The sequence below is a fragment of the Kitasatospora sp. NPDC088779 genome (assembly GCF_040685395.1).
GTDB lineage: Bacteria > Actinomycetota > Actinomycetes > Streptomycetales > Streptomycetaceae > Kitasatospora.
The window spans coordinates 137,092-148,836 of the sequence record NZ_JBFBHW010000021.1 but is presented as its reverse complement, the minus strand read 5'-3'; the positions used below and the strand labels follow the sequence as shown (position 1 = coordinate 148,836).

Sequence of the window (11,745 nt, the reverse complement as noted above, 5' to 3'; positions counted from 1 at the left end):
CCGAGGAGGAGTTCGGCGGTGTCGCGGTAGCGGTCGCCGGTGGGGAGGGCGGCGAGGTAGGCGCGGAGCAACTGCCGGGCGACGGGGGTGGATTCGGTCCGCGAGTCGAGGCGGGCGGCGAACGTGCGGGGCCGACGGGAAACGAGCATGGTTGTGCACCTCAGGGGCGGAATGGGGTTAACTTCACCACTGCTGGTGATTGACTGATGACGAACAGTCAACCGTCCTGTCCTGTGGTCGGCTATGGCCGAGCCGAGCCGGGAAGTTGAAACCCTTGAAACCCGTCTGCAGGGGGGAACTGTCGTGCGAACCGACCGCGAACCGAACCGAAAGCTCGCTTCGTTGATGACCGAAGCCGCCTGGGGCAACGGCGAATTGGCGCGGGCCGTCAACCGGACCGGTACCGAGGCTGGGCAGCGGCTCAAGTACGATGCCTCGGCTGTTTCTCACTGGCTCGGCGGCACTTCGCCTGCGGCGAAGGCCCTGCCGGTGGTCTTGGAAGCGCTGGCACGGAGACTCAAGCGGCCGATCACCGCTTTCGAGGCCGGATTTCGCGACAGGCCTACCACCGTTGACGAGTCGACGGATACGGTGTCAGGGCTGATCGATCTGGGGAGCCTCGATATGGACCCATCCCGGCGCGGAGTTCTCACAGCCAGCTTGTACTCGGTGGCTCTCACCATTCCGGGTTGGCCCGACCTGGTAGGCCGTTTCGAGAAACTGCGGACCAACCCGCACCTGCGGATCGGCATGGCAGAGGTCCAGTCGGTCGCCGCCATGACCGAACGGATCAGCGACCTGGACGACCAGTTCGGTGGCCGGATGGCACGACCGATGGCCGCCTCGTTCCTGGTCAACACGATCGCCCCGTACCTACAGGCGGACGCCACCGAGGACGTTCGCGAGGCGATGCTGTCGGCCGCCGCCGACCACTGCTACCTGACCGGCTACATGGCGATGGACGAGCGTCACGATGCCCTGGCCCAGCGCTACTACATGAAGGCTCTGGAACTGGCAGGGCATGCGGGCGATCACCTCACGTACTGCACCACTCTGCGCGGCATGAGTGTGCAGGCCGTCGACCTCGGCCATGGCAGTGCCGCCACGCGGTTCGCGGATGCCGCCTCGGCTGCCTCCCCGCAGGCCGGCCCCCGGATGAGGGCCTTCCTCGCGGGCCAACAGGCCCACGCCACCGCCCAGACCGGAGACAGGGCCGGAGCCTTGTACCACCTGCGGATGGCGGAAGTCGCGATGGAGCAGGCCGAGTCCAAGGCGAAGGCGTTCGGCTCCTACGATCCGTCCTCCCTCGCCTACCACGAGGCCAAGGTCCGCTGGGAGCTCGGCGACAAACCTGGCGCCATCACCGCGATGGAGGCGTCCGACCGCCTGCGGTACTCGGTGTACGTGCGCAATCGGGTGCGGATGACCGGCATGCTCGCAGAGTGGAAGTTGCAGGCCGGCCGCCTCGAAGAAGCCTGTGCGGACTGGCATCGAGCTCTCGATGACTACCCGGCTGTCCAGTCCGGTCGGGCCGACGACCGCTTCCGCTCGATGATGGCCATGATCAAGCCCCACCAGGGCAACCGGTACGCGCGCGACTTGTACGACCGTGCCCGGCCGATGGCGAAGGCGGCCTGATCGGGCTGGAGATGCCCAATGGGCAGAACTATGTCTCCTCGGAGAGCTTGGATCGAGCGCATCCGAGCAATGATTCGGAAGTCGTCGCTGCACACCGGCGCGTCTATGGTCGGCTTCGCAGTGAGATACTCCCGGTGAGTAACTCGCCTACGCTGATTCGTGATGCGCTGGAAGGGTACAAGGATGACGCGAAACGAGCTCGCCAGAGCCGTCTGGCGGAAGAGCAGCTACAGCAGCAACGGCGGACAGTGCATCGAGGTGGCCGTCGCGTGGCGCAAGAGCAGCTATAGCGGGGACGATGGGGGCGAGTGCATCGAGGTGGCCCTCGGATCCCTTCCGGGCGGCGTCCCGGTGCGTGACTCCAAGGACCCGCACGGGCCGGTGCTCGTCTTCCCGGCCTCGGCCTGGACGTCCTTCCTCTCCTTCGTCCAGGCCGGTGACTTCCCGGAGCAGTGACCCGCCGCCGGGGGCGCATCGTCTTCCGCGTGCGCCTGCCGCAGTCTGAAACGCGCCTTCTGACCAGGCGAAACGCGGATCGGTCCCTACGCTGGGTGTCGGCCCGCCAGCCCCGTCGAAGGACCGCGTATGCGCCGCTCCCGCCTCATGCTGTTCCTGGCCCTGTCCGCCGTGACCGCCTCCGCCCTCGTCGCCGCCGACGCCGCGCCGGACGGGCCGGTCCCGTCGGTCAGCCTGCCGGTGCTCCGCGACCCGCAAGCCCAGCAGAGGCTCCACCGCATGACGGACCCGGTGCAGGACTGGGTGGAGTCCGGCGCTCCGGCGGCGGACGGCTACGCCGGGACCGTGATCGACGCGTCGAACCAGCACGCCGACATCTACTGGAAGGGCGAGGCCCCGACCGAGGTCCGGGCGCTGCTCGACGCGAACGCCGGCCCCGGCTACACCGTCGACGTTCACCAAAGCCCTTACTCCCGCGCGGAGATGCGCGCCGCGATCGACCGGTTCACCGCCGCTGTGGCGCCCGAGGTATGGACGTCGATCGGCCCGCAGGAGGACGGCACCGCCATCGCGATCACGTACGTGCCGACGAAGGCGACCCGGCCGACCGGCGGCGCCACGACCGAGCAGGCGTACTCCCGGACGGCCGCCGAGATCGCCGGGATGCCGGTGACGGCCACCGTCGAGGGCATCCCTGCAGCGCTGTCCGGCAGCCGGCACTCCGACAGCGCGCCGTACTACGCGGGCGCCGAGGTCAACACCGGCAAGGCCTCGTTCTGCTCGACCGCGTTCAGCGGTTGGAAGGACAGGACGAGGGTGCTGCTGACCGCCGCACACTGCGGCGGCGGCCGGTACTACAACGGCACCGGCGGCTACATCGGCGACCTGTACGCGATCGGCGACGGTTTGGACGTCGGCATGATCGCGATCAACGGCAACGGCACCGGCCGGTTCTACGACGGTGCCTGGTCGGACAGCAGCGGTTCGTCGCGACGCACGTACGGGATCGGACGCAACAACGTGGGGGACCTCGTCTGCCTCAGCGGCGCCCGGTCGGGGTGGAAGTGCGATGTGGCGGTCAAGAAGGTCGATGTCGAGACGACGAACGACGAGGGGACGAAGATCAAGCCGGTGGACATCGCGGAGTCGAAGGGTGGTGACCGACGGGCGATCGGCGCGAAGGGCGACAGCGGCGGCCCCGCACTCGCCAACCCGTCCGGCGCGAACGGCGACATGGAGGCTCGCGGCGTGATCGTGGCCGGAAGGTCGGAGGTCGGTTGCCCGGCTGGATCGACGGCACACTCGACGACCTGCTACGCGCAGGTGCTCTACGTGCCGATGACGCCGGTGGTGAACCAGCTGGGCTTCTCGATCTCCTGACGGCAGCGCGAGCCGGGAATCCCGACCCCGCCGAGGAGGAGTGTCAGTTCCGCGGGTTGAGGCGGCGGGTGGGCTCTGCCGTCGACGGGTCCTCGGGCCAGGGGTGGCGGGGGTAGCGGCCTCTCAGCTCTGCGCGGACGGCGCGGTAGCCGTTCTGCCAGAAGCTCTCCAGGTCGCCGGTGACGGCGGCGGGGCGGCCGGCGGGGGAGAGCAGGTGAATGGTCAGCGGGACGCGGCCGGCGGCCAGGGCAGGGGTCTTGGTCCAGCCGAAGAGTTCCTGCAACTTGACGGCCAGCACCGGACGTTCGGTGCTGTAGTCGACCCGTATCTTCGAGCCGGACGGCACGGTGATGCGTTCGGGGGCCAGCTCGTCCAGGCGGCCTGCCTCGCCGGTGGCCCAGGGGAGCAGGCGTTGCAGGGCGGCAGTCGTATCGATGCGGGCGAGGTCGGCGCGGCGACGGGCGCGGGAGAGTTCGGGCTCCAGCCACTCGTCGGCGCGTTCCAGCAGCGCGGCGTCGGAGACGTCCGGCCAGGGGTCGCCCATGGCGGTGTGGAGGAAGGCGAGGCGTTCGCGCAGGCCGGAGGGGAACGTCAGCAGGGTGCTGATGCCCTCGCGGGCCAGGCCTTCGAGGATGGCGCCCCGGACGAGGGCCCGGTCGGGGCGGCTGAGCGGCTTCTCGGCGAGTTCGATCGCGCCCAGCGACTCGACCCGGCGGGAGACGACCTCGTCGCGGCGGGTGTCCCAGTGGACTTCCTCGCGGGATTCGAGCAGCGAGGCACCGGCAAGCCGGGCGGTGTCCTCGTCCAGTGCCGCAGCGTGCAGGATGCGGGCGGACGGGGAGCCGGCCGGGCGGTCGGCGACTGCGATGGCGAGCCACGGCAGTGCGCCGAGCGCGGTGCCGGGCGCGAGTTCGGCCGCCGTCCCGGAGGCCATCAGGTACGGGCTGCGCTCGCCGGGGGCGGGGCGTTCGACCCGGGCGCGGGCGATGCGTTCGGGGAAGGCGAGGGCGACGACGAGGCCGGCGGCGGTCGTGTCGGGCAGCTGAGTGGCGGGTTCGGAGCCGGTGGCGCGCAGCAGGCGGCGGACTTCCTCGCGCCAGTGGCCGGCGTAGGGGTCGTTGGCGGAGCGGACCGCCCGCCAGACCGCGCCGAGGTCGTCGCCGAGGGCGCGCGGCGGTTCCTCGGAGAGCAGGGCGACCACCTCGGCCGCTCGACGGGCGCCGACGGCAGGGGCGCCGTCGACGAGCGCGCGCCCCAGCCGGGGGTGCAGCCCGGTGCGGGCGAGGCGGACGCCGCGCGGGGTGGCCCGGCCGTCGGCGTCGACGGCGCCGAGGGCCTGGAGGGTCTGCCGGGCGGCGGCCATCGCCCCGGCGGGCGGGGCGTCGGGCAGGGCGAGGCCGGTGGCGTCCGGGTCGCCCCAGCAGGCGGCCTGGAGAGCGAACGCGGTGAGGTCGGCGAGGGCGATTTCCGCTGTGGGGAAGCGGGCGGCGAGGGCGTCCTCGGCCTCGTTCCAGCAGCGGTACACGGTGCCGGGGGCCTCGCGGCCCGCACGGCCGGCGCGCTGGCGGGCGGCGGCGAGCGAGGCGCGGACGGTGACCAGGCCGGCCAGGCCGCGGGCGTGGTCGGTGCGCGGTTCGCGGGCGAGCCCGGCGTCGACCACGATCCGCACGCCGGGCACGGTGAGCGAGGACTCGGCGACGGCGGTGGCGAGCACGACGCGGCGGCCGTCCGAGGGGGTGAGGGCGGCGTCCTGGACGGCCTGCGGGGCGCGGCCGTGGAGTTGTAGTACGTCCGCCGCCACGGTGGACAACTGCCCGGCGACACGGCTGATCTCGCCGACGCCGGGCAGGAAGCAGAGCACGTCGCCCGCCTGCTCGGCGAGCGCCCGCCGGACGGTGGCGGCGACGTGGTCGAGCAGCGCCGGGTCGACCCGGGTGCCGTGGGCGGGCCGGACGGCGCGCGGCGGCGGTGCCCACACCGTCTCGACCGGGTGGGAGACCCCGTGCGCCTCCACCACCGGCGCGCCGCCGAGGAGTTCGGCCCAGGCCTCGGTGTCGGAGGTGGCCGAGGCGCAGACCAGCCGCAGTTCGGGCCGCAGTGCCGCCCGGACGTCGAGGAGGAAGGCGAGCGCGGTGTCGGCGTCCAGGTGCCGTTCGTGGCACTCGTCCAGGACGACCACGTCCACTCCGGGCAACTCCTGGTCGCGCTGGAGCCGTTGCAGCAGTACGCCGGTGGTGACCACCTCGACGACGGTGGAGGGCCCGACGCGACGGTCCCCGCGCACGGTGTAGCCGACCTGCCCGCCGACCGCCTCGCCCAGCAGCCAGGCCATCCGCCGGGCGGCGGCCCGGACGGCGAGCCGGCGCGGTTCGGCGACCAGCACGCGAAGCGTCGGACGCCCGGGATCGAGCAGACCGGCGAGCGCGAGCGGCACCAGCGTCGTCTTGCCGGTGCCGGGCGGGGCGGCGAGGACGGCGGTGCCCGGCCCGTCCAGCGCGTCGTGCAGTGCGGGCAGGGCGCTGCGGACGGGCAGTTCGCGCCAGGCGGGGTTCGGCGAGGCGGGGTTGGGCAAGGCGGCGTTCGGCAAGGCGTCAGCCCCGCTCGGCGACGAAGATCGCGGTGCCGGGGATCAGCCGCCCGCGCAGCGGGGACCAGCCGCCCCACTCCTGCTCCAGGCCGACCGGCCACTCGGGCTCGACCAGGTCGGTCAACCGGAAGCCGGCGCCGACGAGTTCGCGGACCCGGTCGCCGATGGTGCGGTGGTGCTCGACGTAGCTGGCACGGCCGTGCTCGTCCTCCTCGACGTAGGGGGTGCGGTCGAAGTAGGAGGAGGCGGCGGTGAGGCCCTCGACGCCGGGCTCGTCGGGGAAGGCCCAGCGGATCGGGTGGGTGACGGAGAACACCCAGCGGCCGCCGGGGCGCAGCACCCGGTGCACCTCCCGCATCAGGGCGGCGGTGTCGGCGCTGAACGGGACGGCGCCGTAGGCGGAGCAGGCGAGGTCGAAGGAGGCGTCGGCGAAGGGCAGGACGGCGGCGTCGGCCTGGACGACGGCGACGGGGGTGGCGCCGCGGCCGAGGTCGATCCGGCGGGAGTGCTGGAGTTGGCGGTGGGAGATGTCCAGGGCGACGGGGCGGGCGCCGCGGCCGGCCAGCCAGCGCGAGCACTGGGCGGCGCCGGCACCGATCTCCAGCACGTCCTTGTCCGCGACCTCGCCGAGGAGGTGGGCGTCGGCCTCGTCGAGGCCTTCGGGGCACCAGGTGAAGCGGTCGTCGCCGAGGAACTCCCCGTGCTCGTCCTGGTACTCGTCGGCGTTGCGGTCCCACCAGTGCCGGCTGGCCCGGCTGCTCTCCCCGGTGCCGGCCGCGCGCCGTACCGCGTCGTCGCCGTCGCCGTCAAGATCATGCAGGTCGGACTGGGGGGTGGTGGCCACGGTGATAATGCCCATCGCGTAGGGTGTGGAGTGCGGAAGCGCCGCTGCCGAGACCGGGCCCGTCAAGGACCCGATCCTGGTGGTGGCATCCGGGGAAGGGCCCCCTTCGGGCGCCACCGCAAGGTGCGCAATCGGAGGATATGGCCTGATCCACACCGGGCTCCACCGTCTTGCCGCTCTTGGCGTTGACCGTGCCTGGCCGTCCCCGTATGCTACAAGTTGCGCTGCGGGCCTGCGCGCCTCAGACGGAGCAGGTCGCGCTCGCATCTGTCGAAGACCCCACGGTCGCAAGACGGACGCCGGATTTCTCGCTGTGCGGGAATGCCGGTGCGCCGTGTTCTTGGCTGTCCGGCTTTCGGTGGGAGCGATACGGGCCCTCCGCGTGGCATTACCTACGACTTTCATGTCCGTACCGGAGCCCTTTTCCTAATGACGAGCCCCACCGACTCCTCCCTCAGCACCACCCCGCAGGTCGCGGTCAACGACATCGGCGACGCCGAGGCGTTCCTCGCCGCCATCGACGAGACCATCAAGTACTTCAACGATGGCGACATCGTCGAGGGCGTCATCGTGAAGGTCGACCGTGACGAGGTCCTCCTCGACATCGGTTACAAGACCGAGGGCGTCATCCCGTCCCGCGAGCTCTCGATCAAGCACGACGTCGACCCGCACGAGGTCGTCGCCGTCGGTGACAACATCGAGGCCCTGGTTCTCCAGAAGGAGGACAAGGAGGGTCGTCTCATCCTGTCCAAGAAGCGCGCTCAGTACGAGCGTGCCTGGGGCACGATCGAGAAGATCAAGGAAGAGGACGGCATCGTCACCGGTACCGTCATCGAGGTCGTCAAGGGTGGTCTCATCCTCGACATCGGCCTCCGTGGCTTCCTGCCGGCCTCGCTCGTCGAGATGCGCCGCGTCCGCGACCTCCAGCCCTACGTGGGCAAGGAGCTCGAGGCCAAGATCATCGAGCTGGACAAGAACCGCAACAACGTGGTCCTGTCCCGCCGTGCCTGGCTGGAGCAGACCCAGAGCGAGGTCCGCCAGACCTTCCTCACCACCCTGCAGAAGGGCCAGGTGCGCTCCGGCGTCGTCTCCTCGATCGTCAACTTCGGTGCCTTCGTGGACCTGGGTGGCGTCGACGGCCTGGTGCACGTCTCCGAGCTGTCCTGGAAGCACATCGACCACCCGTCCGAGGTTGTCGAGGTCGGCCAGGAGGTCACCGTCGAGGTTCTCGACGTTGACATGGACCGCGAGCGCGTCTCCCTGTCGCTGAAGGCGACCCAGGAGGACCCGTGGCAGCAGTTCGCCCGTACCCACCAGATCGGCCAGGTCGTTCCGGGTAAGGTCACCAAGCTGGTTCCGTTCGGTGCGTTCGTCCGCGTGGACGAGGGCATCGAGGGTCTGGTCCACATCTCCGAGCTGGCCGAGCGCCACGTGGAGATCCCGGAGCAGGTCGTCCAGGTCGGCGACGAGATCTTCGTCAAGGTCATCGACATCGACCTCGAGCGTCGCCGCATCAGCCTGTCGCTCAAGCAGGCCAACGAGGCGCTGGGTGCCAACCCGGCCGAGGTCGAGTTCGACCCGACCCTGTACGGCATGGCCGCCTCGTACGACGACCAGGGCAACTACATCTACCCGGAGGGCTTCGACCCCGAGGCGAACGACTGGCTGGCCGGCTTCGAGAAGCAGCGTGAGGAGTGGGAGCGCCAGTACGCCGAGGCGCAGTCCCGCTTCGAGCAGCACCAGGCCCAGGTCATCAAGAGCCGTGAGGCCGACGCCGAGGCCGCTGCCGAGGGTGGCGACGCCGTCGCCGCCGCTGCCGGTGGCTCCTACTCGTCCAGCAGCGACGAGGGCTCCGGCGCTCTCGCCTCGGACGAGGCCCTGGCGGCCCTGCGCGAGAAGCTGGCGGGCGGCCAGAGCTGAAGCTCTGACCCGCTGCCAGTGCCTGGCGCATAGCTGAACGGTGGGCCCCACCCGGAGAAATCCGGGTGGGGCCCATTTCGTTTTCCGCCTTTGGTCGGGGTCTTTTACTTCACGTTCTTTCGTTTTTCGCCTTCACTTATTTGTGGTTTATGTGAAGGAATTTTGTGAGATGTGGCTCATTGTCCGTCTATAGGTCGAACATCGGGTTGCACCTACATTGAGGGGAGCTGCCCGAAAGGCCTCCTTGATGCGCAACGCTCCCACCGCTGCCGGCGACCCCGCGGTCCCCGGGCGGCTCGCCGCCCTCGGCCGGTTCTGCTTCCGCCACCGCCGCTGGGTGCTCGGCCTCTGGGCCGCCGTCCTGGTCGTGGGCGTGCTGATCGGCGGCCGGGTCTTCGAAGGAACAGTGGCCGGTGCCTCCTCCGCCACCGCCGAAGCCGACCGGGGCAACGCGGTGGTCGCCGCGACCGACCCGGCCCGCGGCACCGTCACCGCCGTCGTGGACGGGAAGCCGGTCGACGACCCGGCCGTACGGGCCGCCGTCACCAAGGCCACCGCCGACCTCGCCGCCCTCCCCGGCGTCTCCTCCGCGCTCGACGCCTACGGCACCGGCCCGGCGCCCGCCGCACTGCGCTCCGCCGACGGCACCGCGAGCCTGGTCACCGTACGGATGGCCGACACCAGCACCTCCGCCCAGACCGACGCCGTCACCCAGCGCCTCGCCGCGCTGAACGGCGAGGCCGGCGCCCACGTCACCGTCGGCGGGGACCTGGTGCTCCAGGACGAGGTCAAGAAGCAGACCGAACAGGACACCCGCTTCGGCGAGATGGTGACGCTGCCGCTCACCCTGATCGTCATGGTGCTGGTCTTCGGCGGCCTCGCCGCGGCCAGCCTGCCGGTGATCGGCGCGGTCGCCTCGGTGGGCGGCGCGCTGCTGGCCATGTTCGGTTTCAGCCGGATCATGGACATCGACACCAGCGTGCTGCCGATCGCCACCGTGCTCGGGCTCGGGCTCTCGATCGACTACGCGCTGCTCATGGTGAACCGCTTCCGGGAGGAACGCGGGCACGGCGCGGGCATCGCCGCCGCCGTCGAACGCACCGCCGCGACCGCCGGGCGCACCGTCGCCTTCTCCGGCCTCACCGTCGCCGTCGCGCTCTCCGGCCTGTTCGTCTTCACCAGCCCGGTGCTCGGCGCGGTCGCCGCCGCCGGGGTGAGCGTGGTGGTGATCGCGGTCGCCGCCGCGCTGACCCTGATCCCCGCGCTGCTCGGCTTCGCCGGCTCCCGGATCAAGGCGCCCGCCGCGCCCGTCCCCGACGAGGGCTTCTTCAGCCGGACCGTCCGCCGGGTCGGCAAGCGGGCGGTGCCGGTCGCGCTCGCCTGCGTCGCCCTGTTGATGGCCGCCGGCGCGCCCTTCCTGCACGCCGACATGCGCAACTCCGGCGCCGCCGTGCTGCCCGCCTCCTCGGCCGGGCGGCAGGTCGCCGACGCCGTCGACCAGCGCTTCCCGCAGGCCGCGGCCGCGCCGATCACCGTCGTCGTCGAGGGCGGCGCGCCCGTCGCCCAGGCGTACGCGGACGACGTCGTCGCCAAGCTGCCCGGGGTCGCCGGGGTGCGGGCGGTGACCCCGGTGAGCGACTCGGTGTCCACCGTCGACGTGCTCGTCCACGGCGACCCGCAGGGCCACCAGGCCAAGCAGGTCGTCCAGGAGCTGCGGGCCGACCGCGGCGGGCTGAAGACCTATGTCACCGGCGGCGCGGCCTCGGTCGTCGACTTCAAGGACGAGCTGATGTCGCGGGGCCCCTGGGCACTCGGGCTGGTCGCGGTCGGCACGCTGGTGCTGCTCTTCCTGATGACCGGCTCGGTGGTGATGCCGGTCAAGGCGCTGCTGATGAACCTGCTGTCGCTGGGCGCCTCGCTCGGCGCGCTCACCCTGGTGTTCCAGGACGGGTACTTCAGTGGGCTGCTCGGCTTCAGCCCCACCGGCGGGCTGGAGACCTTCATCCCGGTGCTGGTCTTCGCCTTCGCGTTCGGGCTGTCCATGGACTACGAGGTGTTCCTGCTCGCCCGGATCAAGGAACTGCGGGACAAGGGACACAGCTGCACCAGGGCGGTGGAGCTCGGGGTCCAGCGCAGTGGCCGGATCATCACCTCGGCGGCGCTGCTGATGGTGATCGTGTTCGCCGGGTTCGCCCTCGGGGACATGCTCATGGTCAAGCAGATGGGCATCGCGCTGGCCGTCGCCGTCGCGGTGGACGCCACCCTGGTGCGCTGCCTGCTGGTGCCCGCCGCGATGAGCCTGTTCGGCGAGTTCAACTGGTGGGCGCCCGCCCCGCTGCGGCGCCTGCACCGGCGCTTCGGGCTGAGCGAGCACGTCGAACTGCCGACCGTCGGCGCGACGGCAGTTCCGGCTCCGCGGCCGGAGGCCAGGGACCTGGTGGGTTCAGCGCAGTCGGCGCAGTAGGTCGACGCCCGCCCTCAGGGTCAGCCGCTCCTCCGGGGTGAGGCGGGCCTCGATGGCGGTGGCGATCCGCTGCTCCCGGCGGGCGCGCTGCTCCAGCAGGGCGGCGCGGCCCGCTCCGGTCGCGGTGACCAGCAGTTTCCGGCCGTCGGTGGGGTGAGGCTGCTGGGTGACGAGCCCGGCCTCGGTCAGCAGGGCGACGGTGCGGGCCATCGACTGGTGGCGGACGCGCTGGTGCTCGGCGAGTTCGGCGACGGTGCAGGCGAGTTCGTCGCGGACGAGGACGCCGAGGACGCCGGCCTGGTTCTGCGGCAGCTCGTCGTCCGGGCGCAGGGAGCGGACCAGGTCGCCGATGGCGGCGCGCAGCTCGGCGGCGAGTTCGAGGGTTTCGGGAGCCGGACTGTTCATGGGAGAAGCCTACCGGGAGTCTCCGCAGCAAAACTGTACAGTCATGCTGTA

Annotated in this window: 8 protein-coding genes; 5 read left to right on the top strand and 3 right to left on the bottom strand. The window is 71.3% G+C overall.

Going from position 1 to position 11,745, the window contains the following annotated elements:
- Positions 1-345 precede the first annotated feature (345 nt).
- The 3 genes from AB0P03_RS21705 to AB0P03_RS21695 all read left to right on the top strand — a co-directional run bounded on the left by AB0P03_RS21705 (position 346) and on the right by AB0P03_RS21695 (position 3,474).
- Positions 346-1,638, top strand: coding sequence for a tetratricopeptide repeat protein (locus AB0P03_RS21705; protein WP_363584210.1), 1,293 nt, complete (start codon positions 346-348; stop codon positions 1,636-1,638).
- 183 nt (positions 1,639-1,821) lie between these two features.
- Positions 1,822-2,094: a DUF397 domain-containing protein gene (locus tag AB0P03_RS21700; protein WP_363630297.1), complete on the top strand. Its 273-nt coding sequence runs from the start codon at positions 1,822-1,824 to the stop codon at positions 2,092-2,094.
- Between the two features lie 129 nt (positions 2,095-2,223).
- A complete protein-coding gene (locus tag AB0P03_RS21695; RefSeq protein WP_363630295.1) occupies positions 2,224-3,474 on the top strand; it encodes a hypothetical protein in 1,251 nt (416 codons plus the stop codon).
- Positions 3,475-3,517: 43 nt separating this feature from the next.
- On the opposite strand, the gene hrpB is transcribed toward AB0P03_RS21695, so the two are convergent.
- Together hrpB and AB0P03_RS21685 are read right to left on the bottom strand one after the other, a co-directional pair.
- Positions 3,518-6,061, bottom strand: a complete 2,544-nt coding sequence (gene hrpB, locus AB0P03_RS21690) for an ATP-dependent helicase HrpB (protein WP_363630293.1) — start codon at positions 6,059-6,061, stop codon at positions 3,518-3,520.
- Positions 6,062-6,065: 4 nt separating this feature from the next.
- Positions 6,066-6,920: a class I SAM-dependent methyltransferase gene (locus AB0P03_RS21685; protein ID WP_363584190.1), complete on the bottom strand. Its 855-nt coding sequence runs from the start codon at positions 6,918-6,920 to the stop codon at positions 6,066-6,068.
- Between the two features lie 414 nt (positions 6,921-7,334).
- On the opposite strand from AB0P03_RS21685, the gene rpsA reads away from it, so the two are divergent.
- Complete coding sequence (gene rpsA / locus AB0P03_RS21680) at positions 7,335-8,825, top strand: 30S ribosomal protein S1 (protein ID WP_063347134.1); 1,491 nt, start codon at positions 7,335-7,337, stop codon at positions 8,823-8,825.
- 247 nt (positions 8,826-9,072) lie between these two features.
- Positions 9,073-11,289 carry an MMPL family transporter gene (locus tag AB0P03_RS21675; protein ID WP_363584189.1) on the top strand — a complete coding sequence of 739 codons (2,217 nt, stop codon included), beginning with the start codon at positions 9,073-9,075 and terminating at the stop codon, positions 11,287-11,289.
- Here the strand turns inward: AB0P03_RS21675 and AB0P03_RS21670 are convergent.
- Positions 11,269-11,694 (bottom strand): MarR family transcriptional regulator, encoded by a 426-nt coding sequence (locus AB0P03_RS21670; protein ID WP_363630291.1) that lies wholly within the window; start codon positions 11,692-11,694, stop codon positions 11,269-11,271. The two genes, AB0P03_RS21675 and AB0P03_RS21670, sit on opposite strands and share 21 nt — an antisense overlap.
- Between the last annotated feature and the right edge of the window lie 51 nt (positions 11,695-11,745).

Coding starts and splice junctions, on each gene's coding strand:
- AB0P03_RS21685 (WP_363584190.1), bottom strand. CDS start 6,920: ATGGGCATTATCACCGTGGCCACCACCCCCCAGTCCGACCTGCATGAT.
- AB0P03_RS21700 (WP_363630297.1), top strand. CDS start 1,822: ATGACGCGAAACGAGCTCGCCAGAGCCGTCTGGCGGAAGAGCAGCTAC.
- rpsA (WP_063347134.1), top strand. CDS start 7,335: ATGACGAGCCCCACCGACTCCTCCCTCAGCACCACCCCGCAGGTCGCG.
- AB0P03_RS21675 (WP_363584189.1), top strand. CDS start 9,073: ATGCGCAACGCTCCCACCGCTGCCGGCGACCCCGCGGTCCCCGGGCGG.
- AB0P03_RS21705 (WP_363584210.1), top strand. CDS start 346: ATGACCGAAGCCGCCTGGGGCAACGGCGAATTGGCGCGGGCCGTCAAC.
- AB0P03_RS21670 (WP_363630291.1), bottom strand. CDS start 11,694: ATGAACAGTCCGGCTCCCGAAACCCTCGAACTCGCCGCCGAGCTGCGC.
- AB0P03_RS21695 (WP_363630295.1), top strand. CDS start 2,224: ATGCGCCGCTCCCGCCTCATGCTGTTCCTGGCCCTGTCCGCCGTGACC.